Genomic DNA, 25,191 nt, shown 5'->3' with positions numbered 1-25,191 from the left:
CCTGTTTTACGAATGAGAGTACCCTCTATGCACAGGCGGCCTGACCCCAAGCGCCACACAGCACCATCCGTCAACTATTAAATACCTTTGTTAATAATATTGCATCACAGCGCCGCAAGTTTCTGCTTATCCGCCCGAGACGCTTCGGAAAAACCCTGCTGATTTCAACCTTCGCCTCACTATTTAAGGATGGGATAAAGCACTTTTCGGGACTGGCGATTGAGAAGCTCTGGCAGGACCGGAAATATGATGTTGTTCGCCTCGATTTTTCCGGCCTCAAGGAATTTGTCAGCAAGGATCAATTTGAATTTACTTTAAGAAGTGAATTGATTAATGCCTTTTCTCCATTGGGCTTCCATTTCGATAAGGAAAATACAGATGTTTCCTTTTTCGTCCAGCTGCGCACCTGGCTTAATTCGCTGCCGCAAAGCTCGCTAGTTCTGTTGATCGACGAATACGACACGCCGCTCACTGCTCATTTAGGAAGCCCGGAAAAGTTCAGTGCAGTTCGTGCAGAGCTGGAAAAGTTTTATGCCGTATTAAAGAATGCAGACGGCTGTCTGCGATTCTTCTTTATGACGGGAATTACGAAATTCAGTCATACAAGCATATTTTCTGAATTCAATAATCTCAACGATATTTCATTGAATTCAAAATACAGCACCATTCTCGGACTGACGGAAGAAGAAATCGTCCGATATTTTGATCCTCATTTGAAGAGAGCTGAGGAACTCCTACATCTCAATCGCAAAGAGTTATTGGAGGAGCTCAGGAAAAATTACGATGGATTCTGCTTTGACAGAAATGCCCAGGCGCACGTCTATTGCCCGTGGTCGGTTCTGAGCTTTCTGCAGAGTCCTGAGGAAGGTTTTTTAAATTACTGGTACGAAAGCGGCGGTCGTCCGGCGGTGCTCAAAGGCTATCTTGCGAGCCACAGGATTGAGAACCCGTTCGAATTTGATGAAGACAAGCAGGTTCGCCTCACGGATCTTCAGGCCGCGCGCGGCTATGAAACCATCGGACTCGATGCACTGCTCACCCAGGCGGGATATCTCACCATCAAGTCGGTGCGTCCCAACGTGACCGCAACCATCGGCTATCCCAACAGAGAGGTTGAGCTCTCGATCGCCCAGCTCTATGCGGATGAGCTCCTCCAGGGAAAATTCATCGATCCGATGGGTGCGCCCATGCTTTCGGATCTCCTCGGAACAGGAACGCTCGAAAGCATCGTCAGGCGCTTCAACGACGGCATCCATCAGATCGACTACAAGAATTTTCCCATTACGAATGAAGCCGCCTGCCGCGCCTGCATCCAGCTCTTCCTGATGGGATCGGCCCTGATCCCGGAAGTTGAGAAACACACGTCTCTCGGACGGAGCGACCTCGAAGTTGCGGTCGGCAGCCGGCGCTGGGTTTTCGAATTCAAGTTTGCACATTCCCAGGCGGAAGTCGCAGCGCTTCTCGAAGAAGGCGAGAAGCAGATCATCTCCCGCCGCTATGGCGAGGGCGTCGACAGACGGGAACTCCATCGGGCCGTCCTCGTCTTCAATGGCGCTTCCCGCCATTTTGAAGCCTATCGGGAAGTCAAGCAATAACCGCCGTAACCTAGGGCGGGCAGCAAGAAAATCAAAGCAGATCCCCGTTCCTCCGGGGATGCGCAGGCATGATTCCAGCGGTTTCAGGCGGCGTCCGCCAAATATTTACGCGCCGTTTACGGGGAGAACCCTCACTTTTATACGGCATTGCCGCGGCGCTCTCTAATCTTCCTCCTGTCTCATATCTCTGGAGGAATCAAATCCATGTCCGACATCGTCATTCTGGCGATCTGGCTGGTCTTCGTCCTATTGAGCCTCGGGTTCTTCAAGCTCCTCACGGGCTTTCTTGAGTCCAATCGCTCCTGATGACCGGGAGCACCTTCAAATGGAATTTCAGGAACCATGACCGGCGCATACATCTTTCTGGGAGCGTGTCTGCTGCTCCTTTGCTGGCTTCTGACCGTGCTCTGGCGCGAATGAAGCCTGCTTTATCCATATTCTTTGTGAATTAAACGGGAAGACCCCCGTACGCTCGCGCAGTTATTCCGGAAGAGCTCAGAAGCGAGTGAATCCTTCTGAGAGGCTTCCCGGCAGCGCCGGCCTGAGGGCCTGAATCCCGCATCAATCATGACCGCAACGGTTGAACTATTACTTCTATTTCTACTCGTCCTCGCGCTCGTCACGAAGCCTCTTGGCCGGTGGATGACCCCGATGTGCGAGGGACGGGCTCCCGCTCCGATCGCACGGATCGACGGCGCGCTCCTCAAATGCCTGGGGCTAAGCGAAAACGCAGAGCAGAGCTGGGCGGGGTACGCCTTTTCGCTCCTCATCTTCAACGCGATGGGGTGCCTCTTCCTCTACGCGATCCTGCGCCTTCAGGGCGTGCTCCCCTGGAACCCCATGGGGTTTGCCGGGATGCCCGCAGATCAGGCGCTCAATACCGCCATTTCCTTTGTCACGAACACGAACTGGCAGAGCTACGGCGGCGAGTCGACGCTCTCGCCCCTTTCTCAGGCGCTCGGCCTCACGGTGCAGAACTTTGTTTCCGCAGGCACCGGCATTGCCGTCGCCTTCGTCGTGATCCGGAGCTTTGCGCGTTCTGAAACCAAAAATCTCGGGAACTTCTGGGTCGACATCGTTCGAGTCAACCTCTGGCTCCTGCTGCCGCTCGCCCTAATCTTCGCGCTTGTTCTCATCGGCGAAGGGAGCGTTCAGACGTGGAGCGCGGCAGAGGCCTTTCACTCGGTGACGGGACAGGACGGGAGCATTGCCCTCGGGCCTGTTGCAAGTCAGGAAGCGATCAAGATGCTCGGCACGAACGGGGGCGGCTTCTTCAACGTCAACTCCGCGCATCCCTTTGAGAATCCGACGGCGCTCACGAACTTCCTTCAGTGCCTCTCGATCTTTGCGATCTCTGCGGGCCTCTGCTGGACCTTCGGCCACGCCGTGGGCGACGTCCGTCAGGGGTGGACCGTCTGGTGCGCAATGGCCGTGCTCTTTGCCGGCGCGCTTCTGACGCTTGCCTGGTTTGAGGCGGACGGCGCGAACTTCCTCACGCATTACGGCGCCGCTGAAAGCGCCATGCATATGGAAGGGAAGGAGATGCGCTTCCCGCTCTCTCAGAGTTCGCTCTTCTCTGTTGTGACGACTTCAGCCTCCTGCGGCGCCGTCAACAACATGCATGACTCCCTCACGCCGATCGGCGGCCTTGTGCCGATGCTTCTGATGCTCCTCGGCGAAGTGGTCTTCGGCGGGGTCGGCGCGGGCTTTTACGGAATGATGATCTTTATTGTCGTCGCAGTTTTCGTTGCAGGCCTCATGGTGGGCCGCACGCCCGAATACCTCGGGAAGAAGATCGACGTTCCGGTGATGAAGCTCGCGAGCATCGGGATGCTCGTGACCCCGGTGATCGTTCTCGTTGGGCTCGGCATTTCCTCCCTCGGGAGCTTCGGCACGGATTCGATTACGAACCCCGGTCCCCACGGCTTCTCCCAGATGATCTACGCCTGGGCCTCAGCTGCGAACAACAATGGTTCGGCCTTCGCGGGCTTCGGCGCCAATACCCCCTGGTACAACCTGAGCTTGGGCGCCGCCATGTGGTTCGGCCGCTTCTTTGTGATCCTCGCGATGCTCGCGCTCGCGGGAGCCCTCGTTCGCGGGAGGCGCGTGCCGTCTTCCGACGGAACGCTTGTGACGCACGGGATGCTCTTCTGCGGACTGCTTGTCGGGACGGTGCTTCTGGTCGGCGCACTCACCTACTTCCCGCTTCTCGCGCTGGGCCCTGTTGCCGAATACGTCTCGCTTCCCTGATGTCTCGTAAGACTGATTGACATTTCAGGTTAATGAGTCAACCGGGGGTCCCCGGTCCGCCCGCTTCGATTCTTGGCCTGCGCTTCCTGAAATAAAGAAAAACGCAGCGAAGGAAGAGAGGCGGGGCGGAGATTGAGAGATACGAATACATGTCTAAAAAAGAAACTTTCAAGTTGTTTGAGCCCGGGCTCGTGCGCGAGGCAGTGGTGGAGAGCTTCAAAAAGCTCACGCCCCGCACTCAGCTCGAGAACCCGGTGATGTTCCTCTGCTGGCTCGGAGCCATTCTCACGACCGGCATTTTCGCCGCGTCCGTGGCGGGCTATTCCAAGGAGCCCGCAGCCTTTGCCGGCTGGACCGCGGTCTGGCTCTGGTTTACGGTGCTGTTCGCTAATTTCGCGGAAGCCCTTGCTGAAGGCCGCGCCCGCGCGCAGGCCGCTGCGCTCAAGGGCCTAACGAAGAGCACGATCGCGCATAAGGCGGTGAATGCCGCCGGGGCGCTTGCCGATGTCCGGGCGCTCAGTCCCGACATTGCCACCGAAGACGTGGAGAGCACGACCTTGAGAAAGGGCGACGTCGTGGTTGTTCGTGCGGGCGACGTGATCCCGGGCGACGGCGAAGTCGTCGCCGGCATTGCGAGCGTCGACGAATCCGCGGTGACGGGCGAATCCGCGCCGGTAATCCGCGAGTCGGGCGGCGACTTCTCGTCCGTCACGGGCGGCACCACTGTTCTTTCCGACTGGATCATTGTGAGGATCGAATGCGATCCGGGCGAATCCTTCATCGAAAAGATGATTCAGATGGTCGAAGGCGCCGAGAGACGCCGCACGCCGAATGAAAAGGCGCTTGCGATTCTCCTCACTGCGCTCACCATCATCTTCCTCCTCGTTACGGCGACGCTTCTGCCCTTCTCGATCCTCGCGAAGCAAATCGGCGACCAGGGAACGGTGATCGGCTACACGGTCCTCGCGGGGCTTCTCGTCTGCCTGATTCCGACCACGATCGGCGGACTTCTTTCCGCGATCGGCGTCGCGGGCATGAGCCGGCTGATGGCGGCAAACGTCATCGCCCGCTCGGGCCGCGCGGTTGAAGCCGCGGGGGACGTCGACGTGCTTCTTCTCGACAAGACCGGCACGATCACGTTCGGGAACCGCTCCGCCGATGCCTTCAAGGCCGCACCCGGAGTCGACAGGAATGAATTCATTGAATGCGCGCTCCTCTCTTCCTTCTCGGACGATACGCCGGAAGGAAAGTCGATCGTGAAGCTCGCCGAGAAGCTTCTTGGGAAAGAGGCAGAACGCATCACGCTCCCGAAGGACGCTGCGGCCATTCCCTTTACTGCGCAGACCCGCATGTCGGGCGTCAATCTCCCCGACGGGCGCGAAATCAGGAAGGGTTCGCCCGACGCCATCGCGCACTATGTCGAAGCCTCCGGCTTCAGGGTTCCTGAGGAGCTCCGCCGCGAGGTGGATGCCGTGGCGGCACGCGGATCAACCCCGCTTCTCGTTTCTGAGAACGGCCGTCCGCTCGGCGTCATTGAATTGAAGGACATCGTAAAGCCCGGCATCAAGGAGCAGTTTGCAGCGCTTCGCCGCATGGGCATCAAGACCGTCATGATCACGGGCGACAACCGCCTGACGGCCGCGGCCATTGCTTCTGAAGCGGGAGTCGACGACTTCATCGCGGAGGCAACTCCTGAGTCGAAGCTCGATTCCATCCGGCGCTACCAGAAGGAAGGGCACCTTGTTGCCATGACGGGCGACGGCACGAACGACGCGCCGGCGCTCGCCCAGGCCGACGTCGCCGTCGCGATGAATTCGGGCACGAATGCCGCGAAGGAAGCGGCCAACATGGTCGACCTCGATTCGAGCCCGACGAAGCTCATGGATGTCGTGAGAATCGGCAAGCAAATGCTGATGACCCGCGGGTCACTTACCACCTTTTCGCTTGCGAACGACATCGCGAAATACTTCGCCATCCTGCCGGCGGCCTTTGCGGGCGTCTACCCGGGACTTGCCGTCCTCAACATCATGGGCTTGACGAGCCCGGTTTCGGCGCTCCTCTCCGCCGTCATCTTCAATGCGCTCATCATCGTGTGCCTCATTCCGCTGGCCTTGAAGGGCGTTCGCTACCGCGCCGAATCGGCGTCGACGCTCCTGAAGCGCAACCTTCTCGTTTATGGCCTCGGCGGCGTCATCGTTCCCTTCGTCGGGATCAAGGCGATTGACATGGTGCTCACGGCAATCGGACTTGTTTAAAGGAAAGGAATTCTTGTTCTTATGACTGATAGAGATGAAATGACAGGAGCGCCCTCAGGGGCGCGCGAAAAGCTCGGGGTTCTGAAGACGCTCGGGAGAAGCTTTGAACTCCTCCTTTTCTTCGGCCTCATTCTCGGCCTCGCTTATCCGGCGCTCGTCACCGTGGCGGGGAATGCAATCTTCCCGGATCAGGCCTCAGGGAGCCTCGTGCGCTCTGCAGACGGCAAAGTCGCGGGCTCAAGGCTCCTCGGCGAAGACTGGACGGATACGGGGCTCTTCGAGGGGCGTCCGTCCGCCACGGGCGGGAATCCCTACAACCCGATGGCGACTTCGGGAACCAACTACGCCCAGAGCAATCCGGATCTCGCGAAAGCCGTGAAGGAGCGCTCGGAGCGCTGGCAGAAGCTCACGGGCTCGGGCGCTCCCGTTCCGATGGAGCTTCTGACGGCCTCGGCTTCGGGGCTCGATCCCCAGATTTCGCTCGCAGGCGCCCTTTATGAAATCCCCTGGGTTTCAAGGTCGACCGGGATTCCTGCGGCTCAGCTTGAAGCACTCGTGAGAAGCATGGCGAAAAAGGATCTTCTTGCCTTCGGCGGCGACCCGCTCGTCAATGTGCTGGAACTCAACCTCAAAGTGCTTGATATCACGAAGAAGGTGCCTTTCCCGAAGCCGGAGGCAAAGTGATTTCGTATACAGAGTCTATGTTCCCCGCGTAGACTCTCTGCGAGATAACCCTTAATTGAGATTGCTGCCAGCAATCCGAAAAGAGCGAGGCGAATGAATGGCGCGTGATGGCGATGGACCGAATCCGGAAGCCGTACTGGAAGAGGCGCAGCGCAGGAGCCGCGGCAAGCTCCGGCTTTTTCTCGGCATGGCTCCGGGCGTGGGGAAAACCTACGCCATGCTCACGGAAGCCCACCAGCGGCGAAAGAGCGGCAAGGACTGTCTGATCGGGTGGGTGGATACGCATTCCCGTCCCGACACGATGAGGCTCCTCAAGGGCCTCGAGATCCTGCCGCGAAAGCGCATGCGCCGGGGAGCCGTCTGGACGGAGGAGCTCGACGTCGACGAGATTCTTCGCCGGCGGCCTTCCGTCGTCGTCGTGGACGAGATGCCCCACACGAATCCTCCGGGTTCGCGCCACGCCCGGCGCTGGCAGGACATCGAGGAAATCCTCGACATGGGGATCGACGTCTGGTCGGCTCTCAATATTCAGCATCTTGAAAGCCTCAACGGCGTCGTCGCCCGCGTGACGGGCGTGGAGGTTTCCGAAACCGTTCCGGACCGGGTCTTCGATGAAGCGGACGAAGTGCGCTTGATTGACCTGCCGCCCGACGACCTCATCGCGAGGCTCAATGCCGGAAAGATTTATCTGCCGCAGGTGATCGAGCGGGCGCGCGCCAACTACTTCCGAAGAAGCAATCTGATTGCCCTGAGAGAGCTCGCGCTCCGCTTCATGGCAAGCCGCATGGAGAGCCAGATCCGCTCCGAAAGGCTCCTCTCCACGCGGCAGGCGGTGGAGGATACGTCCTACGGCGCCCTTCTTGTGCTGGAGTATCCGTCTCTCGAAGCCGTGCGCGAGATGTCGCGTCTTGCCCGCGCGCTTTCCTCCCCCTGGCACGTCGTCTGGATGGAGTCGGCGCTCTCCATACCGTCAGACAGCCCGAGGGTAACGGAGGTGCTTAAGTTCGCCGAGTCCCTCGGCGCCGAAACGGACAAGCTCGCGGGCGACTATGCGGCCGAGATCGGGCAGTATGCGCGCGAGCACAACCTTTCACTCGTCGCGGTGCTCACGGCCTCAACCTGGCAGACGAATGCCCGTGCGAGAGCCTTGAAGAAGGGTTCTCCGGAACTTAATCTCATCTTCCTCGCCGCTCAGGGGAGCGTCAGGGGGTCGCTTGCGCAGCGGCTCCTCGCAATGGTGAGCGACTTCAATCTCTCCACTTCCGGATGGTGGCAGGCGGCGGCCTCGGTAGGCGTCCTCTGCCTCCTTCTCTATCCATTGCGCAACGCCATGGAGCCCACCAACCACGCGATGATCTACCTCCTCGCGGTGCTCTTCTGCGGCGTTCGCTACGGGAGCGGCCCGGCGGCGCTCGCCGCAATGCTCGCGGTGGTGGCCTTCGACTTTACGGTCGTTGAGCCCTGGCTCTCCTTCTCGGTCGCAAACGCCCAGTACTTCATTACCTTCCTCGTGATGCTCCTCGTGGGGCTGGTTGCGGGGCAGCTCGTCGCCCGTCGGCAGAAGCTCGCTCAGGCCGCCAACAAGCGCGAGCACCAGACGCGGCAGCTCTATGAAGCGTCTCGCGCCTTCTCGAGGGCGCTCTCCGTTGATGAGGCGCTCAAGGTCCTTTCCGGCACGCTCAACGGCCAGGCGAGCGCCGAGAGCGAATTCTGGCTCCCCGACTGGCCCGATGATTCTGAGGATGATGAGCCGCGGAAGAAGGATGCCGAGCACGTCGAATTCAGCCGCGCGGAAGCGGTGCTCAAAGGCGCCGACCCGGCCGTCATCCGCTGGTGCTTCGACCACCGGCAGGCGGCAGGACGGGGAACGCATACGCTCGCTTCCTCAAACTACTGGTACGTGCCGATGGAAGCGGGCGGCGACATTCTCGCCGTCGTCGTCATCAGCTTCCGGGCACCTCAGGCGGCTGAAGATCCGGTAACGCGAAACCTGGCTGAAGCGCTCATTGCGCTGGGCGCCCAGACGCTCCAGCGCATCGACGCCGCTCAGGACGCGAGGCAGGCCCTCATTGCGATGGAGGGCGAAAGACTTCGCCACACGCTCATTCAGTCGCTTTCGCATGATCTGCGCACGCCCGTGACGATGCTCAGAATGTCTGCCGAGGGGCTCCTCGCGCGCCTCTCGAAGGGCGACCTTGCGGCTGCCCGGACGGATGCCGGAAAACTCCTCGAATCGACCGAGCGGATGGAGCGGCTCGTCATCAATCTCCTTGAAATGGCGCGTCTTCAGACGGGCGGCATCAAGCTTTCGAAATCCTGGATCCCGGCCGACGAACTCTTCGGGATGGCAATTGCGGAAATGGGAGAGCGTCTCAAGGACTATCGCGTCGACATCAAAATTGCCGACGACTGTCCGCTTCTCTACGGCGACGAAGTGCTTCTGCTTCGCGTCATGACGAACCTTCTCGACAATGCGGCCAAGTACTGCCCGAAGGGTTCGGTGATTACGATGGCGGCAAGGCGCCGCGGCGACAGGGTGGCGGCAAGCGTTTCGGACAACGGTCCGGGGCTTCCGGCCGGGAACTCTCAGCGGCTCTTTGATCCCTTCAGGCGCGGCCGGCGCGAGAATGCGGTTTCGGGCGTTGGGCTCGGGCTTGCCATCTGCCGCACGATTGCGCGCGCGCACGATGCGGAAATCATCGCGGGCGACTCGCCCGCGGGCGGCGCTGCCTTCACGCTCATGCTCCCGCTTGTGCCGGTGCCGGAGATGGACGACGAGGAGAAGGTGCTCGCGCAGCATGAGGATGACGCGGAAGCGCTTCCGAAGGCTCCTGACGGGAAGGCTGAGGCAGCATCCCCGGATGCAGCGGCAGATTCCCTGAATTCCCAACCAAACAAGGCTTGAAAAGACGATGAGTGCAGAAATTTCTTCTCCGCGCGTTCTGATCATTGAGGATGAATCGACCATTGCCCGCTTCATCGCTGCGGCGCTTCAGGATGAAGGCTTCACCACCTTCATCGAGGGCACGATGAAGGGCGGGCTCACGGCAGCCTTCACCCGCCAGCCCGACCTTCTCATCGTCGACCTCGGGCTCCCTGACGGGGACGGGCTCGACCTCATCGGCGCCGTGCGCGCGAAGATGGCGCTCCCGATGATCGTCCTCTCCGCGAGAACCGATGAAAAGCAGAAGATCCAGGCGCTCGACCTCGGGGCGGACGACTACCTTGTGAAGCCCTTCGGCATGGGGGAGCTCAAGGCGCGCGTGCGCGCGCAGCTTCGGCGTCAGGCGCTCGTTCAGCCGGGGAACCCGGGAACAGTCGTTGAAATCGGCGACGTGAAGGTTGATCTTGCGGCCCGCGTCGTGACGCGCGCGGGAGAGGAAGTGCACCTGACGAAGCTCGAGTACCGGCTTCTGCAGACCCTCATCGAATCGCGCGGCAAGGTGCTCACGCAGCGCCAGCTTCTCTCGCGCGTCTGGGGACCCGCCTACGTCGATCGACCGCACTACCTGAGAATCTACATGGGAAGGCTCAGAAGCAAGCTCGAAGCCGATCCCGCAAGGCCGAAGTGGCTTCTTACGGAAGCGGGCGTCGGCTGCCGGCTGGCGCTCTGAGGATGATTTCAGGCAAAGAGTTCGTCCACGTTGCCGGGTGTGGCGATGGTGACCGGCGTATCCGGGTACGCGCGCTCAAAGGCTCGAATGGAAGTCGTTTTGGTCTTGGGACTGCTTTTGCACTCGAACGCGGCGACTTTTCCGTTCTGCGCTTCCAGGAAGTCCACTTCATGCTGAGTTCGCGTGCGCCAGAAGAAAATTTCCGTTCCGTCGCGTCTGAAGGCATGAAGCTTCAGGCGTTCCGTGAAGAATAAGTTTTCCCAGAGCGCGCCGGAATCCGTCCGTGCGGGGAGCGGCGAGAAATTCCGGATAAGCGCGTTGCGGATGCCGTTGTCGTAGAAGTAGATCTTTTTGCCGAGCTTTATTTCCGACTGAGGATTCCGGGAGAGAGAAGGAACAACACGGAGAATGCAGCATGCCTCGAGGAGATCAATATAGCGTTCAATGGTTTTGTTCTGAATCCCAAGTTCGCTCGCCATCGTTCCATACCTCACAACGGAGCCGATATTGAGCGCCAGGTACTTCACGAGCTTAGTGAGTTCAGTCGGCCGGCGCATTTCGGCAAGTTTGAAGATGTCCTTGTAAAGCACAGCGTCAGAGATGTCGAGAAGATATTCTTCGGCATGTCGCGGATCATTTACGACGGCGGGCATGGATCCGTAGATGAGGCGTTCATCCATGCTGCACTTCACTTCAATCCAGGAAGAGTGGCCTGCGAGCTCCTGGAGCGAGAATGGCCACAGCTGGTAGCTGTTGAAGCGGCCGGCAGCCGATTCCTTGAGGCCGCCTGCGAGATCGAGAGAACTCGATCCGGTAACGAATATTCGACTTCCCGACCGATTATTGTCCACGATGCGCTTGATGACGCGTCCGATGCCGGGAATGAACTGAGCCTCATCAATGATGAGGTACGGATACTCTTCTGTGAGCTTCAGGTAGGACCTGGGATCCGACAGGATGGCGAGATCGTCCTCATCTTCTCCGGTGAGGATGATGTGGCGCCTGCCTTCTACGAGCTTCTGAAGCATCGTGCTCTTGCCGACTTGTCTGGGACCGATGATGACTTCGGCTCTGCCGGAAGGACCCGGTTCGCTGAGCGGAGCCTCGAGTTCGCGCGGAATATACGGCCAGTCGAACCATGCGGGCATGTTATTCACCTAAAAACTTTTCTTTTTTGGGATTGTAATCCCAAAATGTTCAACTTTTTTGGGATCATAATCCCAAATTGTTGAAATTTTGCGTTGGGAACGGCGCTCCGCCCAGAAAAGCAAAAGAGCGCTTCGCCCGCTTTGAACGGGGAAGCGCTCCTTTATCTCTCCGGGAGAACTTCCCGGAGAAAAGTCAAGACTTCAGGCCGCGGATGAGGGCATTGTCTGCGGACATCCGCGGCCCGAAGGGGAGAGACGGTTACGCGATCTTCTCGCGCGCGGCGTTTTCGCCGGCGATCTGACCGAAGACGAAGCAGTCGAGAACGGCGTTGCCGCCCACGCGGTTCGTGCCGTGGATGCCGCCCGTGATTTCGCCTGCAGCGTAGAGGCGCGGGATGGCGTTCCCCTGCCAGTCGAGAACCTGAGCCTTCGTGTTCGTGTTGGGGCCGCCCATGGTGTGGTGCACGGTCATGCCGGTGTAGCACGCCCAGAAGGGACCCTTTTCGATGCGCTTCGTGAGGTTGACGGCGGTCTTGCCGAAGTCGGGATCAACACCGTTCTTCACGAATTCATCGTTGTAGCGGTTGATCGTCTTTTCAAGACCGGCCGGGTCGACGCCCATCTTTTCAGCGAGTTCGCGGATCGTCGGGGCCGTCCAGGCCTCGTTGATCTTGATGCCTTCATGAATGGCCTTGCGGTTCACTTCGTCGTAGCTCATGAAGTTTTCGTTGTCGCAGACCGTGTAGGCATAGCGTTCGGGCGTGCCGAGGACGGCGTCGCGGATCACGTCGCGGCGAGCGCCTTCATTCACGATGCGGTTGCCGCGCTTGTCGACGTAGATGGAGCCGTTCACGTTGAAGTTGAGAAGGAGCTTCATCTTCTTGCCGGCGGGAGCGCCCGGGGTGGACTGAATGAAGTCCATGCCGACCAGATACCCGCCCACGCGGACGGCGGCCATCGCGACTTCGCCCGTTGAGCCCGGGAGGTTGTCGGTGCCGAGGCCCTTCACGCGCGGATCATGGAGTTCGCGCAGGTACTTGTTGCCGGAGAACCCGCCCGCGGCGAGAACGACCGCACGGGAGGCGCGGACGTAGACGGGCTTGCCCTTGCGGATGATCTGCACGCCGAGAACGGGGCCGTCGAAGGCCTTTTCGCGGATGACTTCCGTCATCGCAACGCCCGTCTCGACCTTGATGCCGAGGTCCTTCGCGGCCTTCGAGAGGACGGTGCCGTAGCCCTGGCCTTTCGGAAGAGCGGGGATGTGGGAGCGCGGATAAAGCGCGCCGAAGATCTGAATGACGTTGTCCTTGAACTTCATCCCGAGGCTTTCGAGCCAGGTGACGGCGCCGTAGGCGTTTTCGCAAAGCACGCGCACGCGTTCAGGGTCGCCGCGGAAGTCGCCCGCAGCAAGCGTCTGCTTCATGTGGTTTTCAGGAGAATCCTTGATGCCCTGGCGCGGCTGGCGCACCGGGTCGGCGGCATTCATGAAGCCCTGGGCAATCAGGGTGTTGCCGCCCGTGAAGGCGAGCTTTTCAAAGACGACGATGTCCTTCGCGCCCGTCTGCGCGGCCTTGACGGCAGCGGCCATGCCGGCGCCGCCCGAACCGATCACGACGACTTCGTGGGTCTCGTCCCACTTGACGCCTTCGGACGATTCAGCACGGGCAAAGCCGGCTGCTGCGGCGAGCGCCGTACCGGCACCGGCCATGCGAAGAATGCTGCGGCGATTGAAGTTCGCGGTCATCTTTTTTCTCCTTCTTTTGGTCTAGTTCCCGAGGAACTTTTCTGATGCCCTGAATGATGCTTCCCCAACATGCGCGCGCATGTTTATCGATCTCAAAATTCCTTCATTTTGAAGCGCATGGAATCGCCGCTCTTCGTAGGATGAATCAACCGAAGAACGGCTTCCCTGCCGCCCGACCATGGGAGGGAAGCTGATACGCCGAAAGGAGGAGAAAGATGCAAAGAAGGAATTTCATTCAAAAGTCCGCCCTGAGCGCAGCAGTCGTTTCTGCCGGAGGACTCGCCGGGTGCGCGGCGAAGGTGGAGGAAAAATCGCCCGCCGGACTCCCGGAAGGGGCTGCCGTTTCAAGCCTCGCCGCAGCTCCCGCCGGAACCTTCCGCGGCTACATCCCGCAGGAGTCGCCAGCCGTGCGGGTCTACCGCGGCATTCCCTTCATCAAAAATCCCTATGAACCCGTTCGCCGGTTCCTGAAGCCCGAACCCATGGAGAAGCTCCCCGGCATTACGGACTGCTTCCGCCCGGGCTCCATCCCGCTTCAGCCGGGGACGCCGGGAAAAGGCCCGAAGATGGTCGGGGGCGACGGTCCCCTCACGCTCAATATCTGGGCGCCGAAGGACGGGACCAACCACCCCGTGATGGTCTGGGTGCCGGGCGGCGGATCGATCCGCTGCAATCCCAACGATCCGCGCTTTGACGGAACGGCCTTTGCCGAAGACGGCGTCGTGCTCGTCACGATCGCCTACCGCGTCAATGTGGACGGCTTCCTCAAGCTCGAGGGAGGAGACTCGAACCTCGGAAATCGCGACATCATCGCCGGGCTCGAGTGGGTGAAGAAGAACATCAGCGCCTTCGGGGGCGACCCCGCGAAAATCATCGCTTTCGGGCAGTCTGCGGGCGGCACGCACTTGGTTGACGTCATCGCGTCGCCCCTCGCAAAGGGGCTTCTTGCGGGCGCAATCATTCAGAGCCCGTCCGCGATTGCGCAGTGGACGAACGACCGTCAGGCCGACCGGGCGGCGAAGCTCGTGGCGGATGCCGTCGGCGCAGAGCCCACGCGCGAATCGATGATGAAGGTTCCGTTTGAAGACCTCGCCGCCTTCGGGCCGCTTGCCGGGAAGCTCGCAGGCGACCGCGAATGGGCGCAGATGACGGACGGGAACACCTCGCTCTTCAAGGGCTGGGTGGACGGCGACCAGATGCCGATGCGTCCGATTGAGGCCCTCCGGCGCGGCGCCGCAGAGGGCCTGCACGTCATTGCGGGCTCGATGGCTTCCGAATGGCGCCACTACATCGTCCCGAACGGACAGATTTCGAAGGTGAATGAAAAGGCGGTTGAGAAGCTCCTCGAAGGCGCTAATCTGCCGAAGGATCTGAGCCGTCTTTATAAGGATGCCGGGAGGGGCGAGAAGCCCGGCGACCGCTTTGCGCAGAGACATCATCTTCCGCATGCCGGCGCTTCGCCTTACCGAAGCTCTGGCTGCAGGCGACGCCCAGGTCTGGTCCTACAGCTTCGACTGGCAGAGCCCGGTGAAGGGAAAGACGGGCGAGCCGATCGGAGCCGCGCACTCGAACGACGTGCCCTTTGTCTTCAAGACTCTGAAGGCGCCGCGCTCGGTTCAGTCGCTTGAGCAAAATCCGCCGGAGGCGCTCGCCGGCTTCATCCACGGCGCGTGGGTCAGGTTTGCAAAGACGGGGAACCCGGGCTGGGCGCGCTTCGACTTCCACGAGAGGAAGGCCATGCGCTTTGATGCCGGGTCCGGCGAGGTTTCGGATCCGTGGGCCTTCGAGCGGAGCGTCATGCCGCTCCCGCCTGTTCGGTAATTTTTGAAGCCCTCAGACCTCAAGGATCGCGCGGATGTCTCCGCGCAGATCCTTGAGCTGCCGGAAGCTGTGAATGCCGAACTTGCGGTAGATCGTCACGCGGTGTCCCTGAACCGTTCTCAGACTGATCTGAAGCCGTTCGGCAATCTTTCTCACGTGCTCCTCGTCGAGAAGATGGAGGAGCACTTCTTTTTGCCGGTCGGTGAGTTCAGTGAGCGCCTTTCGGATTTCCTCGGTTCCGAGCGCATGAGAAGCCTCAAGCACGCTTTCCCTTGCTGCTTCAGTGAGGGACGAGAGGAGCCGGTCGGGATTCACGGGCTTCTGCAGAAAGTCCCTCGCGCCCCGGCGCATGGCGTCGACCGCCGCGTCGACGCTCGCGTGTCCGGTAATGAAGATGACGGGAAGCGAATAACCTCGTTCCATCATTTCGATCTGAAGGTCGAGCCCGTTCATGCCGCCCATTTCGATGTCGAGGAGCAGCACTCCCGGCATGGACGGCTGGTCGTTCACGAGGAATTCCTGCGCACCCGGGTAGGCGCACGTCCGCCAGCCCTCGATTTCGAGCATGAGGGAGAGCGTTTCGCGGATTTCCGCGTCGTCGTCGACAATGCGGATCAGGGACTCTTTCTGGAGTGCTTCGATGTTTTCGGGGATCATCGCGCTTCGAATAGTCTCGTTAAGGATGGGTTGAAGTCAAAAGGTTGGAAGCAGAGCCCGGGTCGGGACCTTTCACGGGAAGCTTTACGCGCATGACGATGACGCTCGCGCCTTCAGGTGCTTCATGCGCTTCACCGGGTTCGCCGCCGGCCGATTCGTCTGATGCGCCGCATTTTTCGTTCTCCCACGAGAAGACGCCGCCGTGCGCATGCACGATCGACTGCACGATGAGGAGTCCGAGGCCGTCGGGCCGGGGCTGCCCCAGCGCACCTTCCTGAGGAGCTTCGCTGAGGGAGGATTGAGCCTTGCGGATGAGGACGCGGTCGGCAAAGGGTGATCCCCTGATGCTTTTTCCGAGGTTCTTCACCTCAATCTCCGCAAAGTCGCCCTCGGCTTTCAGAGAGGCCGAAACCCGGTGGTCGAGCGCGGCGGAAGCGGCGTTTTTGAGAAGGTTCAGAATGAGGATCGAAAGCTCGAGCTGATCCCCCCGGACGACGACGGCGGGTGATGCGTCAAGGACGAGTTCGGTCCCCGGGTTGAGGCGCCTCACGGAGTCTGCAACTTCGTTCAAAAGCCCCGAGAGGTCGACCTCCGAGTTGCGCCGGATCGGCGACTTGGCGTAGCGCCTCACGCGCGTGAGAATCGCTTCGGCAAGCGAAAGATCCTCTGCAATCTTTTCCGAGCACCGCCGGATGAGGTCGCGGTTGAGGGCTTCCTTTCCCGAGAGCGTTTTGAGCGTTCTCGCAAGGTATCCGATGCTCGTGAGCGGCTGCGCCATCTCGTGCGCATAGATGCAGGAGAGTTCGTTCACGACCCCGAGCTGAAGAAGCTTTTCAGACTGTTCTGCGGCGCCGAGCGCCTTCCTGTGGAGGAGCGCCTCGCGCCCGAGCGCCGCCTGAAGCTCTTTTGTACGCTTTTTGACGAGCTTTTCGACGCTCAGCCAGTGAAGGATCCAGAAAAAGAGGGCGGCCGCGGCGAGCGCAAAGAGCGGCCAGTAATGGAGGAGGAACCCTTTGAGAGTCCACTCGTCGAGATATGCATAGGGGCCGGTTTTGAGGAGCCGGAAGACGTCGTTCACGGACTTGAAGTCGGTGGCAACAGACCACCGGTAGCCGCCCGCGCCGGAGGGCGGCTGCGTGAGAAGCGCCCGGGCAATGGCTTCCGCGGAAGCGGGCTTCAGCGACGTTGTGGCGGCAACCGTCCAGCCGGGATAGAGCGGCGTTGAAACGGCACAGCTGATCGGGGCATCCTTTACGGGTTCAACCACCCTGAGACGACCCCGGAGCTCCGGCATTTTCTTCAGAAGACTTTCCAGAATGCAGGCGCGCACAAGCCCGACATCGGAGTCGCCCGAAGCCACGCGGCGGAGCACTTCAGGAAGGTCGTTGCCGGTAAAGTCGAGGCGCGAGAAGAATCGGTCGGGATCGTAGCCGCGGCGGGCAATTTCGGCCATGCCGATCTGATAGGCCATGAAGTTCTGCGGATTGGGCGCCGCGGCGATTCTTCCATGCAGATCGTCGAGCGTGAGATCCTGAGGCTCTTCGGCGCGCACGATGAAGCTTCCGCCCACGCAGCGGTTGGGGTCGGGAAAGTCGTTGGAAACGAGCGTCGCGAGGTCCTTCACGCCCTGGTGCCAAAGCTCGACAAAGAATCCGGAACTCGAGAGAAACGCGTCGACGCGCCCCTCCCTGACGGCAGCCTGGAGGCCGAGGATGTCGTAAACCTCAACGGAGAAGTCGATCTCAGGACAGGCTTTTCTCAGATAGTCGACAGTCCTCTCCTGCACGTTGTCGCGGCGGTCGCCGTAGGTCGCCTCCTGCTCAATGTTGAGAAGGCCGAAATGGACGCTTTCCCGGGGTTCGGCATGCGCAATGCCGGCGAGCGCAATGACCGCTTCAGTGAATATGAGGTGAGAGAGGCGGGGACGCATCAGGCGTTAGAGAGAGCGGGCGTGAGGACTCAATAAGAATAGCGGACTTGAAGCGCCTCGAGGCGGCTTTCCGGCGTTGAGGCGCCTTTTCGCTCTGACTGCGGATTTGATGCGGGCGTCCCTACCTATAATGCGTGAAAGAACCCGCAGGCACTAGGCTGCCGCGGGGTCGCGACCCTGTTTCTCTACCGGTACGATTCCCGATGACCGAACAACTTTCTGAGGGTGCGCTGCAGGTGCGCCCGAGTCTTTCTGATCCTTCAGCAGCGGCGGAGCTCTTCAGCTGCGCTGCTTCCGACTTTCTTCATGCGATTTACTTCTCCAAGTCCGCAGATACCGAGGAGCGCGTGTCGCAGATCGTTTTCGGACTTGCCGCGCTCTTTGAGGAAAAGAGCGGAATCGTGGAGCTTCCGGCCGGATTTACGATTGCCGGCGCCGCGAAGCGCCTGAGGCCCTTTCTTTCGAAGCGCCTCAACGCCATGGAGCCCGAGGATAGGGCAATATTCGAGGATGACGCCGCAGTCGTGACGCTTGCCGTCAATGCCTTCTTCGAGGAGCTTCTCGTCAGGGCTGACGCCTGGCTTGAACTGAAGGGCGGCGTGATGAATGAGGAGGCGCTCCACGAATTTCTCGCTTCCTCCGTCATTCACGACTGGATGCTCGGCTGGGCAAAACGGATACTCGGCTAAAGGAAAAAGTTATGTCAGGAAATGCCAACGAGGTGGCGGCTCAGGCCCGTTCACAGCTTAAAGGGGAAAAGGCCGCCATCGGCGCGGAAGAATTCAGAACGTTTCTTGCGGGCATCGTGACGGGCGTTCTCGAGCACGTCCTTGATGTGAGAAGCGGGAAGCTGAAGCCCGAGGAGGCGTCGGAACTGGACGACGCCACCGTGCGCACGCTCGCGCAGATCCTGATGGATGAGCATGAGAAGATCCATCTGGATCTGAAGGGCTGCGGCCCGAAGCCCGGACCTGAACTCGTCGATGAAATCAAGAGAAACCTCCCCGCGCTTTTCCGCGACCTTCCGGAAGGCACGGATGCGGGGAACCCCCGTGCGCTCATGGTGCATGCCGCGAGAGTGTTCCTCAGGGAAATTTATTCGATGATCCGGAGCGCCGCCAAAGAGGGCGACGACCTTTCGGTCGAGTCGCTTCGCGTCCGCATCGACCGCGTGGCGGCCGTCTGGGCGGAGCGGTTCCTGGGCGACTCGCTCGGTGAAGCGCCCGCAAAGACGGACGAAGGAGAAGCGCGATGAAGTGCGGTACCTGCCGCCCGGGAAGAGGCTGCTGCAGCGACTTTTCCTCCCGCTCGGAGCAGCTCCCGAGCCTTGGCGCCATCGACATCGTGGACGGGATCTTCCGTCAGGCGCTGAGAAACCTCGCCAAGCGCCTTGCGGCCGTGAGCGCGGGCGAAATGACGGGCGACGAATTGAATGCAGCGAATGAAAAGCTCGTTCTCTGGCTCGGGGCCGTCTTTTCCGGAAGAAGCCGTCATTTCGACATCGTCGACCCCTGGCATCCGGAAGGGCTCGCCGAGGAACTCATGCGCATTTTCGGGCGCCAGATTTCCGTTCTTCCCACGATGACGGACGAAGAGGTGATCGCCGAGGCCGGAAGGCTTTTCGTGCGCGAGGGCGAAGGCATTCTCACGGCGGCGCTCGATGCGGGGTACCCCGCATCGAGCGCGGCGGAAATTGAGCCTGCGGTCATTCTAGCCGCGCGCTGGGCCAACCTTTTCGCGGGCGCGCTCGCCGAAGAGGAGGCCTGATGGGAGGAGAGCTCAGAAACGAGGCGCAGGCGCAGATTGAGGCGCGCCTCAAGGAAGAGGCGCTTGCGCGCATTTTTCACGGGCTCTCGCCCGAAGCCATGAGGACGCTGAGGGCGGTGGCCGAGATGAGAAACCGCTCGCCCCAGGACGTCCTTCGCGACGAGCTCGAGGGCTACATCCTCGACAAGCTCCCGATCGTGGACGTGGAAGGCATCATTGCTTCCATGGGAAGGAGCTTCTACCAGCTCGGATTCGCCCTCGGCACCGCGAAGCGCTTCATCCACAACTGGAACCGCTCCACGGGCGGGGAATGAAAAAAGGCCTCATTGGAGAATGTCCAATTGAGGCCTCATGATTTTCGGCAAAAGCGAGCGCGGTCAGAGCTTCATTTCGCGCGGGCGCTCCGCTTCCGATGCGCCTAGAGCCGTGCGGTCGCTCTCAAGCCGCGCGACCTTCTTCTGCAGCCTCACCACGGACATCGTCTGAAGGAGCACCGAAAGCCCGATGCAGAAGAGTCCGAAGTAGAAGGAGGGACCGAGGTCTCTTCCTTCCTGGAAGATGATCATCGCGAGAATGATCGAATAGACGGGCTCAAGGTTGTAGGTGAGGTTCACCGTGAAGGCTGAAATCTTTTCGAGCGCCTGAATCTGCAGCAGGTACATGCCGAGCGTGCAGAAGGTGGCGAAGATCGAAAGATAGAGCCAGTCGATCCCGGAGGGGAGAAAATTCTCCGCGGGACCGAAATGGCGGTAGAAGGGAAGGAGTATGAGGCAGGCGGCAAAGCCCCCGGCAAGCTGCCAGCTCATGACGGTGTCGGCACGGTACTTCGCCTTGTACTTTCTGAAGAAGACGGCGAGCGCGGCGGCAGCGGCGGCAGAGATGATGCCGAGAATGATGCCGAGCCGGTACTGGGTGTCGAAGTGGAAGATGAAGGAGATGCCGACGAGCGTCACGACCGAGAAGGCGATTTCCTTCAAGGATATTCTCGAGCGCGTGAGAATAGGCTCAATGATGGCGGTGAAGAACCCGATCGACGCGAAGGCGACGATCGCGATCGAGACGTTCGAAGCCTTGATCGACGCGTAGAAAAGCGTCCACTGCAGCATAAGAAGCGCCCCCACGAGCGCAATCCCGATGCGGTCCTTCGTCGGGACGAATTCCATGCGCTTCCGGAAGGCGAGCCAGCCCCAGAGAAGCGCGCCCGCAATCACGATGCGCCAGAAGACGATGAGGCCGGGCGAAAGGGAAATGAGCTTGCCAAAAATGCCTGTCCAGCCGGCAAGAAGGACGGAGAGATGGAGTTCAAGAAACGCTTTCTTCATGGGAAAACGACCGGGGGAAAATAGGCGAATGGAGAGAATCCGCCATGATATCGCCCTGTCTGCCCGAATATGGTGCGCTTTTCGCACATGCATGCTGAAGATCGCGGAAATATTTAGTCACGTCCCGTGAATTTGTGTTAAAACATGAATAGATAGAGATGAAAGTTGATTCCGTATTTCAACCCGGATTGCCGGTACTCTTTGGTGAGGGGGATTTCATCATGACAACGAACGCGACGAATACAGGCGGCCATGGTCCGAGACCATGGGGAACCCTCATTCTCTTTGTTCTTTTCCTGGTTCTTCTGGCCGTGGTCCTCATGGGGATGGGCTGGTGCATCGGCGGCGTCTGCGAAGTGGGCACCAATATGCTCCTTCCCTGAGACCTGAGAGATTCCGTCAGCGAGTCAGGGAACTTCAAAATCCTGCCCGGGAAGTCTGAGAGGCTTTCCGGGATTTGTTTTTTGGCTGGAGACTTTCCGGATGACTTTGTCAACCAGGCCTTCCGTGCCGGAGTCGGGCGGTCGACTCTATGGGTTCCCGCCTGCGGCCGATGCGAATGCGCGCGTGCTCATCCTCGGCAGCATGCCGAGCGAAGCGTCGCTCAAAGCCGGCGCCTACTATGCGCACCCGAGAAACCGCTTCTGGCCGGTGATGGGAGAGCTCCTCGGCTTCGCGCCGGATTCTCCTTATGCGGAACGGATCCAGGCGCTCAAGGACCACCGCATTGCGCTCTGGGACACCATCGGGAGCTGCGAGCGCACGGGAAGCCTCGATTCGGCGATTCTGAGGCCCGAAGTGAATCCCCTCGGTGACTTCCTCGCCGCTCATTCCGGCATCAGACTTGTCTGCCTCAACGGCAGCATGAGCGAGAAGATGTGGCGGACGTTTGCGCTTCCTCAGATCGACGAGTCTCAAAGAGCATCGATCCGCGCGCTCAGGATGCCGTCGACGAGCCCTGCAAACGCGCGCTGGCGCCTCGAGGATCTGGCTCGCGTCTGGGGAGATGCTCTTCTTCCAATGTTGTCCCCAGGGTTATGAAGCTTTCAGGGTTATGCACAGGGCGAAATGATTTGCCTGAAATTTAGGCAATCAATATTTCGCTGAGGCACAAGGAAAGAAGAACTTATCCACAGCTTTCTCCACTCAGAATGTGAAGAAAACTGAGGACAACTTTTTGTGAACAACTCTGTGCATAAGTTGTCTCCGGGTTGTGGAAAAGATTCCCGGCGGACTTTTGGGCAAAGAAAACGGGCGCGGGTCTTAATCCCGCGCCCGTTTTGGAAAATCGACAGTCTTTGAGGCTGAGGATTATTTCTTCAAGGCAGCCTTGGCAGCCGCAGCGCCTGCTTCGCGGCCGGACTCATAAGCAATGAGAAGGCCGGTGCCCGGTTCATAAACGCGGTTGTAGAAGGCGCGGTTGGCCATTTCGCCCGTGGCCCAGAGGCCCTTCACCGGAGCCTTCTTAGCGTTCAGAACGCGCCACGAACGGTCGGTAAGCACGCCCCCCATGGTGCCGCCGATCACGGGCTTCACCTTGACAGCGTAGAAGGGAGCCTTCGTGAGGGGCGCGAAGTTTTCGGGGTCGCGCCCCATGACGGTGTCTTTGCCCAGCTTCGCGTCGGCGTTGTACTTGTCCATCGTCGCGCGCAGCTTCGCCTGAGGAGCGCCGATGCGGCGGGCGAGCTCTTCCCAGTTGTTGGCGTTCACGACCGTTTCGTAGCCGAAGTACGCCATGAGGCGGTTGGCCTTGTCGTGCTCGGTGCTGTCGAGAACGAGCCAGGCGTCGCGCTGCTCGGAAACGGCGTCAGCCAGAACCGGCAGGTCTTCCTTCACGAAGCGTTCGCCCTTTTCGTTGACGAGCGTGATGCCCTTCCAGCCGCGGGGACCGAGCATGGAAGGCGTCATCGGGGCATAGGCGGGGGCAATGCCGACGCCGATCAGCCAGCTGTCGTTGACTTCGCGGCCGCCCACGGACTCAGCGAGGGCAAGACCGTCGCCGGTATCCGTCTTCGCGGCCTTGGAAATTTCCGTGAAGGCGGCCCAGCGGGGCTGGCGCTGCGTGATCTTCAGAAGGTCGGCGCCGAAGCCGCCCGTTGCGAGAACGACGGCGCGGGCATGGAACTCGAAGCGGTTCTTGCCGTCGGCGGCGGAAACGCCGGCGATGGAGCCGTTCTTATCCGTAATGAGCTTCCAGGCAGAGGTGGAGGTGAGAACCTTGCCGCCCTTCTTTTCGACGTAGCTGAGAAGGGCTTCCGCCTGCGCTGCACCGGCGGGCTTGCCCGCTTCAGAGGCGGCCGGAATGAGCGCATAGGCGCCGATGCCGTCCGCGGCGACCGGGTTGGCGGAGAACTTAAGGCCGACGTTTTTCGTGAGCCAGGCGACCGTGTCGGCGCTCTGCTTCACGAGCGCTTCAACGCGCGCCTTGTCGGGATAGCCCGGGACGCCGCCTCGCACGGAGCGCTTCTGATCCTCGAGCCAGAGCTTGGCAAGACCGGCGGGATCAGCCGGGGTGCCGGAGGCCTTCTGGATGTCCGTGCCGGCAGCGGCAAGGACGCCGTTCGAAAGCGCGAGGGAGCCGCCCGCCTGAGGCGCCTTTTCGAGCACGACGACCTTCGCGCCCGCTTCAGCGGCAGCGGCCGCTGCTGCAAGACCCGAGGCGCCCGCGCCGATCACGACGACGTCAGCCTTCGGAGCATCGGCGAGCGGGAGCTTCGCCGGATCGATGACGACGGGATCAGGCGTCCATTCGGAGCTTACGCCCCCGGCGGCTTCAACCGCTTCGCCGATGGCGCGAAGGAGCGCGCCGGTCGACCGGGTGGCGCCCGAGACGGTATCCACGCGCAGCGTCTGGTCCTTCAACACCTTGCTGATCACCTGCTTCATCGGTTCGTCGACGATGTAGGGCGTTTCATCGCTCTTCACGATCTTCACCGCTTCAATGCGGTCGGCGGAAAGCTTGACCTCAACCTCCATGAAGCCGTTGTGGGCAACGACTTTCTGCGTGTAGACGCCCGGCTTCATCGGAGTCATTTCAGCCGCGAGCGCGAGATCCGCAAGGGTGAACGAGGAAAGAACGGCCGAGGCAAGGAGCGTCTGCCGGAGCACTTTGGAGGAAATTGCTTTCAATTCTGGTCTCCGAAATATTTCAAGGGATCTGCGGGGCGCGGGGGTTTGGATGCGCGCGCTGGGCGCAATGATTTGAGGCTAAAGCTTGTCAGACTGCCCTTAAATCCGACTGAAAAATAGGAACGAGCACGCTCGGATGAAAAGACATTACAGCGTGCTGCTCGCAGCTCGATCGTTTGAGCTCAGGGCAGGAATGCCTCCTGTAATCAAGACCATCGGCTCCCCACGACGCGCCGGACCGCCTGTGCAAAAGCACTGCTGTTCGCGTTCATTCTGCAATTTCTCCATTTTCATTGAAGCGGCTTTCGTCGTCCGATCAGTACAGGCGTTCGAGGACGAAGCGGCATAGATCGGATGGCTCGTCCTCTTGGTCAGGCTGCATGCGAAAGTTTCTTCGTGAGAACTCCCGTCATGGGAAGGAGCCATTGCATCATGCAACCCATTGATTACTTCAGGCGCCAGGCTAAGAACCTTCTGCAGGATCTCCAAACCCGGAAGCTGGATCCGGACAGAGGGCGCTTCGTTTATGCACCGCGTTTCTTTGACATCGATGCACTCATCCTCAGCTTCCTCATTCAGAGGAGCGAATGACAGGATTATTGGAAAGCAGTGGACACGAGGCCTGATTTACGATTTCAAGGATGCGGTCCCGTATGCTTTGGGCGGATCCGGCAAGGTTGACGGTTGCGAACCAAATATCGTGATCTTGGATAGAAACGGCTTCGTTGAACTCTTTGCTCACCGTAGGGTGCAGAAGTACGCCCGCAGTGGTGCGGGCGAGTGAGTCCTCGACAAAGTCCTCTTGTGAACGCAGATACGAATACATCTGGTATACGTAGCTATTACGGATGGTTTCATCGCGGTGCCATCCCCGAGAAAGGAGCTCGTTGAACTTAGTGTCGATGATGATGCGGCGCGCTTTTTTCTGGTTCTCCATGAAGATGTCCGTTTTCATCGATGGAAAAATGGATGAAATTGCAGATGTCTGTGCTGAGATTTTCCAGTTGAGCATTCGTCCGGGGAGTATCTTCCAACCGTTTTTTGACAGATGCACTTCACATAGACCGGCGATGGCTTTTTCGTAGAGCTTGCGAAGCCAGTGAATTTCATGATCGGGAGAGGTCAGAAGTCTTGATCCAGCGCTTTCGGTGGGAAGGGCAAGCTCGTGGGCAAGTTTCATTAGATGTCATACTAACTTTCGCCACCCCTTCAACCTTTCATGGAGTGGCAAAACATGCGATATTCGCAGGAGTTCAAAGACAACGTCGTAGCGCG

General features: G+C 59.9%; 20 protein-coding genes and 1 pseudogene. 14 read left to right on the top strand and 7 right to left on the bottom strand.

Annotated elements, in window-relative coordinates; genetic code table 11:
- The first annotated feature begins 65 nt into the window (after positions 1-65).
- From GBM95_RS12310 to GBM95_RS05880, 6 genes are all read left to right on the top strand, one after another.
- Positions 66-1,595 (top strand): AAA family ATPase, encoded by a 1,530-nt coding sequence (locus GBM95_RS12310; protein WP_226963179.1) that lies wholly within the window; start codon positions 66-68, stop codon positions 1,593-1,595.
- Between the two features lie 567 nt (positions 1,596-2,162).
- Positions 2,163-3,845: a potassium-transporting ATPase subunit KdpA gene (gene kdpA, locus GBM95_RS05900; protein WP_152158245.1), complete on the top strand. Its 1,683-nt coding sequence runs from the start codon at positions 2,163-2,165 to the stop codon at positions 3,843-3,845.
- 149 nt (positions 3,846-3,994) lie between these two features.
- Positions 3,995-6,100 carry a potassium-transporting ATPase subunit KdpB gene (gene kdpB / locus GBM95_RS05895; protein ID WP_152158244.1) on the top strand — a complete coding sequence of 702 codons (2,106 nt, stop codon included), beginning with the start codon at positions 3,995-3,997 and terminating at the stop codon, positions 6,098-6,100.
- 21 nt (positions 6,101-6,121) lie between these two features.
- Positions 6,122-6,784: a potassium-transporting ATPase subunit KdpC gene (gene kdpC, locus GBM95_RS05890; RefSeq protein WP_152158243.1), complete on the top strand. Its 663-nt coding sequence runs from the start codon at positions 6,122-6,124 to the stop codon at positions 6,782-6,784.
- Between the two features lie 97 nt (positions 6,785-6,881).
- Entirely contained in the window at positions 6,882-9,689 is a 2,808-nt protein-coding gene (locus GBM95_RS05885) for a sensor histidine kinase (RefSeq protein WP_152158242.1), read from the top strand.
- Between the two features lie 7 nt (positions 9,690-9,696).
- Positions 9,697-10,398 (top strand): response regulator, encoded by a 702-nt coding sequence (locus GBM95_RS05880; protein WP_152158241.1) that lies wholly within the window; start codon positions 9,697-9,699, stop codon positions 10,396-10,398.
- Between the two features lie 8 nt (positions 10,399-10,406).
- Here GBM95_RS05880 and GBM95_RS05875 read toward each other — a convergent pair whose 3' ends face one another.
- Positions 10,407-11,546, bottom strand: coding sequence for an ATP-binding protein (locus tag GBM95_RS05875; RefSeq protein WP_152158240.1), 1,140 nt, complete (start codon positions 11,544-11,546; stop codon positions 10,407-10,409).
- Between the two features lie 259 nt (positions 11,547-11,805).
- Positions 11,806-13,290 carry an FAD-dependent oxidoreductase gene (locus GBM95_RS05870; RefSeq protein ID WP_152158239.1) on the bottom strand — a complete coding sequence of 495 codons (1,485 nt, stop codon included), beginning with the start codon at positions 13,288-13,290 and terminating at the stop codon, positions 11,806-11,808.
- 215 nt (positions 13,291-13,505) lie between these two features.
- Between GBM95_RS05870 and GBM95_RS05865 the strand changes: the two are divergent.
- A pseudogene (locus GBM95_RS05865) lies at positions 13,506-14,558 on the top strand (carboxylesterase family protein); the annotation flags it as partial.
- 121 nt (positions 14,559-14,679) lie between these two features.
- Positions 14,680-15,111 carry a carboxylesterase family protein gene (locus GBM95_RS12600; protein ID WP_226963178.1) on the top strand — a complete coding sequence of 144 codons (432 nt, stop codon included), beginning with the start codon at positions 14,680-14,682 and terminating at the stop codon, positions 15,109-15,111.
- A gap of 12 nt (positions 15,112-15,123) precedes the next feature.
- On the opposite strand, the gene GBM95_RS05860 is transcribed toward GBM95_RS12600, so the two are convergent.
- Both GBM95_RS05860 and GBM95_RS05855 read right to left on the bottom strand, forming a co-directional pair.
- Entirely contained in the window at positions 15,124-15,768 is a 645-nt protein-coding gene (locus GBM95_RS05860; RefSeq protein WP_152158238.1) for a response regulator transcription factor, read from the bottom strand.
- Between the two features lie 19 nt (positions 15,769-15,787).
- Positions 15,788-17,698 (bottom strand): sensor histidine kinase, encoded by a 1,911-nt coding sequence (locus GBM95_RS05855; protein WP_152158237.1) that lies wholly within the window; start codon positions 17,696-17,698, stop codon positions 15,788-15,790.
- Positions 17,699-17,901: 203 nt separating this feature from the next.
- Between GBM95_RS05855 and GBM95_RS05850 the strand changes: the two genes are divergently transcribed.
- From GBM95_RS05850 to GBM95_RS05835, 4 genes are read left to right on the top strand one after another with little or no spacing between them, the layout of a single operon-like run.
- Positions 17,902-18,387: a hypothetical protein gene (locus GBM95_RS05850; protein WP_152158236.1), complete on the top strand. Its 486-nt coding sequence runs from the start codon at positions 17,902-17,904 to the stop codon at positions 18,385-18,387.
- Between the two features lie 11 nt (positions 18,388-18,398).
- Entirely contained in the window at positions 18,399-18,953 is a 555-nt protein-coding gene (locus tag GBM95_RS05845; protein WP_193222598.1) for a hypothetical protein, read from the top strand.
- Complete coding sequence (locus GBM95_RS05840) at positions 18,950-19,465, top strand: hypothetical protein (protein WP_152158235.1); 516 nt, start codon at positions 18,950-18,952, stop codon at positions 19,463-19,465. The genes GBM95_RS05845 and GBM95_RS05840 overlap by 4 nt, the downstream gene beginning before the upstream one ends.
- A complete protein-coding gene (locus GBM95_RS05835; protein WP_152158234.1) occupies positions 19,465-19,779 on the top strand; it encodes a hypothetical protein in 315 nt (104 codons plus the stop codon). Before GBM95_RS05840 ends, GBM95_RS05835 begins: the two co-directional genes overlap by 1 nt.
- Positions 19,780-19,842: 63 nt before the next feature.
- On the opposite strand, the gene GBM95_RS05830 is transcribed toward GBM95_RS05835, so the two are convergent.
- Positions 19,843-20,787 (bottom strand): DMT family transporter, encoded by a 945-nt coding sequence (locus GBM95_RS05830; RefSeq protein ID WP_152158233.1) that lies wholly within the window; start codon positions 20,785-20,787, stop codon positions 19,843-19,845.
- Between the two features lie 221 nt (positions 20,788-21,008).
- Between GBM95_RS05830 and GBM95_RS12305 the strand changes: the two genes are divergently transcribed.
- Together GBM95_RS12305 and GBM95_RS05825 are read left to right on the top strand one after the other, a co-directional pair.
- Complete coding sequence (locus tag GBM95_RS12305) at positions 21,009-21,170, top strand: hypothetical protein (protein WP_193222597.1); 162 nt, start codon at positions 21,009-21,011, stop codon at positions 21,168-21,170.
- Positions 21,171-21,270: 100 nt separating this feature from the next.
- On the top strand, positions 21,271-21,828 hold the full coding sequence (locus GBM95_RS05825; RefSeq protein ID WP_152158232.1) for a DNA-deoxyinosine glycosylase: 558 nt from the start codon (positions 21,271-21,273) through the stop codon (positions 21,826-21,828).
- A gap of 270 nt (positions 21,829-22,098) precedes the next feature.
- Here GBM95_RS05825 and GBM95_RS05820 read toward each other — a convergent pair whose 3' ends face one another.
- Positions 22,099-23,916, bottom strand: a complete 1,818-nt coding sequence (locus tag GBM95_RS05820; RefSeq protein ID WP_226963177.1) for an FAD-dependent oxidoreductase — start codon at positions 23,914-23,916, stop codon at positions 22,099-22,101.
- A gap of 571 nt (positions 23,917-24,487) precedes the next feature.
- Entirely contained in the window at positions 24,488-25,096 is a 609-nt protein-coding gene (locus GBM95_RS05815) for a 5-methylcytosine restriction system specificity protein McrC (RefSeq protein WP_152158231.1), read from the bottom strand.
- Between the last annotated feature and the right edge of the window lie 95 nt (positions 25,097-25,191).

It is taken from the genome of Sutterella seckii, from assembly GCF_009183815.1.
GTDB classification, from domain to species: domain Bacteria; phylum Pseudomonadota; class Gammaproteobacteria; order Burkholderiales; family Burkholderiaceae_F; genus Sutterella; species Sutterella seckii.
Note: the sequence above shows the minus strand (reverse complement) of the source record. Positions and strands in the feature narration are given on the sequence as shown.

Bases quoted from the DNA above. Each gene is read 5' to 3' on its own strand.
- kdpA (WP_152158245.1), top strand. From the start codon at position 2,163: ATGACCGCAACGGTTGAACTATTACTTCTATTTCTACTCGTCCTCGCG.
- kdpB (WP_152158244.1), top strand. From the start codon at position 3,995: ATGTCTAAAAAAGAAACTTTCAAGTTGTTTGAGCCCGGGCTCGTGCGC.
- kdpC (WP_152158243.1), top strand. From the start codon at position 6,122: ATGACTGATAGAGATGAAATGACAGGAGCGCCCTCAGGGGCGCGCGAA.
- GBM95_RS05885 (WP_152158242.1), top strand. From the start codon at position 6,882: ATGGCGCGTGATGGCGATGGACCGAATCCGGAAGCCGTACTGGAAGAG.
- GBM95_RS05880 (WP_152158241.1), top strand. From the start codon at position 9,697: ATGAGTGCAGAAATTTCTTCTCCGCGCGTTCTGATCATTGAGGATGAA.
- GBM95_RS05875 (WP_152158240.1), bottom strand. From the start codon at position 11,546: ATGCCCGCATGGTTCGACTGGCCGTATATTCCGCGCGAACTCGAGGCT.
- GBM95_RS05870 (WP_152158239.1), bottom strand. From the start codon at position 13,290: ATGACCGCGAACTTCAATCGCCGCAGCATTCTTCGCATGGCCGGTGCC.
- GBM95_RS12600 (WP_226963178.1), top strand. From the start codon at position 14,680: ATGCCGGGAGGGGCGAGAAGCCCGGCGACCGCTTTGCGCAGAGACATC.
- GBM95_RS05860 (WP_152158238.1), bottom strand. From the start codon at position 15,768: ATGATCCCCGAAAACATCGAAGCACTCCAGAAAGAGTCCCTGATCCGC.
- GBM95_RS05855 (WP_152158237.1), bottom strand. From the start codon at position 17,698: ATGCGTCCCCGCCTCTCTCACCTCATATTCACTGAAGCGGTCATTGCG.
- GBM95_RS05850 (WP_152158236.1), top strand. From the start codon at position 17,902: ATGACCGAACAACTTTCTGAGGGTGCGCTGCAGGTGCGCCCGAGTCTT.
- GBM95_RS05845 (WP_193222598.1), top strand. From the start codon at position 18,399: ATGTCAGGAAATGCCAACGAGGTGGCGGCTCAGGCCCGTTCACAGCTT.
- GBM95_RS05840 (WP_152158235.1), top strand. From the start codon at position 18,950: ATGAAGTGCGGTACCTGCCGCCCGGGAAGAGGCTGCTGCAGCGACTTT.
- GBM95_RS05835 (WP_152158234.1), top strand. From the start codon at position 19,465: ATGGGAGGAGAGCTCAGAAACGAGGCGCAGGCGCAGATTGAGGCGCGC.
- GBM95_RS05830 (WP_152158233.1), bottom strand. From the start codon at position 20,787: ATGAAGAAAGCGTTTCTTGAACTCCATCTCTCCGTCCTTCTTGCCGGC.
- GBM95_RS12305 (WP_193222597.1), top strand. From the start codon at position 21,009: ATGACAACGAACGCGACGAATACAGGCGGCCATGGTCCGAGACCATGG.
- GBM95_RS05825 (WP_152158232.1), top strand. From the start codon at position 21,271: ATGACTTTGTCAACCAGGCCTTCCGTGCCGGAGTCGGGCGGTCGACTC.
- GBM95_RS05815 (WP_152158231.1), bottom strand. From the start codon at position 25,096: ATGAAACTTGCCCACGAGCTTGCCCTTCCCACCGAAAGCGCTGGATCA.